Source organism: Xanthomonas sp. SHU 166 (assembly GCF_000364685.1).
Lineage (GTDB): Bacteria > Pseudomonadota > Gammaproteobacteria > Xanthomonadales > Xanthomonadaceae > Xanthomonas_A > Xanthomonas_A sontii.
Genome location: NZ_AQOJ01000462.1, coordinates 1 through 1,260, shown reverse-complemented (window position 1 = coordinate 1,260; position 1,260 = coordinate 1). Strand labels below are relative to the sequence as shown.

General features: G+C 73.8%; 1 protein-coding gene. It reads right to left on the bottom strand.

The annotated features are described in order from the left end of the window. A partial coding sequence (locus D180_RS12315) for a tetratricopeptide repeat protein (RefSeq protein WP_017913028.1) occupies window positions 1–1,260 on the bottom strand: 1,260 nt, incomplete at both ends.

The following is a 1,260-nucleotide window of genomic DNA, read 5'->3' as shown; positions in this document are numbered from 1 at the left end:
CGGCGGCGGCCGCGGCGTCATCGCCGTCGCGTTCGGCCAGTTGCGCCTGCAGCAGCGCCGCACTCGCGCGCTGTTCGCTGGACACCGAGGCGGGCGCTTGCCGCTGCACCTGCTGCAGCGCCAGCCGCGCCTGCGCCGGGTCGTCCAACGCCAGCCACACCTGCGCGCGCAGCAAGGCGATGTCGGTCTGCCCGCGCTGGTCGCGGCTCTGCTGGAACAGCCGCTGCGCCTGGTCCAGTTCGGTCAGCGCCACCGCGCGCTGGCCTTGCCAGAACGCCAGTTCGGCCAGGTTGCGCCGGCTCACCGCCACTTCCTCGAGCATCTGGTGGCGCTCGGCCTCGCGCAACGCTTGGCTCAGCAGGGTCTGCGCCTGGGTCCAGTGGCCGCGTGCGGTGGCCAGCAGGCCGAGATTCTGCGCGGTGCGCACGCGGCCGGTGGCGTCGTTGAGGTCGGCATAGGCGCGCGCGGCCTGTTCCCAGAACGCCTGCGCGCTGTCCAGATCGCCCAACTGGAAATGCGCGAAGCCGATGTTGTTGAGCGTCTCGGCGACGCCGTGCGCATCGCCGATCGCGCGCCAGGCGGTCAGCGCGCTGCGGAACGCCTGCAGCGCCTGCGGATAGTCGCCGCGCTCCTCGGCCAGCAGGCCGAGTTCGTTGGCGGCGGCGGCCTGACCGTCGCGGTCGCCGAGTTCGACGTACAGCGCCTGCGCCTGCTGCAGTTTCTGTTCGGCCTCGGCGAAGGCGCCGCCGATGCTCAGCGTGCCCGCCAGGTTGCGCAGGCTGGTGGCGACGCCACGGCGATTGCCGACCTGCCGGCGCAGCTCCACCGCGCGCAGGTACTGCGCCTGCGCCTGCTGGGCCAGGCCGAGACGGCCGTAGCCCACGCCCAGCGCGTTCACCGTTTCCGCTTCGCCATAGAGGTCGCGGCCGCGGCGGAACAGCAGTTGCGCGCGCAGCAGGTCGTCGTCCACCGCGGTGGCGGCGTTGCCGCTGAGGATCGCCAGCTTGCCCAGCGCCAACCACAGCCGCGGGTCGTCGGGATCGCGCTGCGCCAGCGTACGCAGGCGATCGCGTGCCGCGTCCAGGTGGCCGGCCTGCGCCTGGATGCGCGCGACCTGCAGTTGCACCTCGCTGTCGTCGGGCCGGGCCGTGGCCAACGCCTGCCAGGCGCTGTCGGCAGCGGCGAGATCGTCTTCGGCTTCCAGGCGCAGCGCCGCCAGCAGGGCCAGGGTGCGCGGCCGCGCCGGCGCCGCAGGCGCGC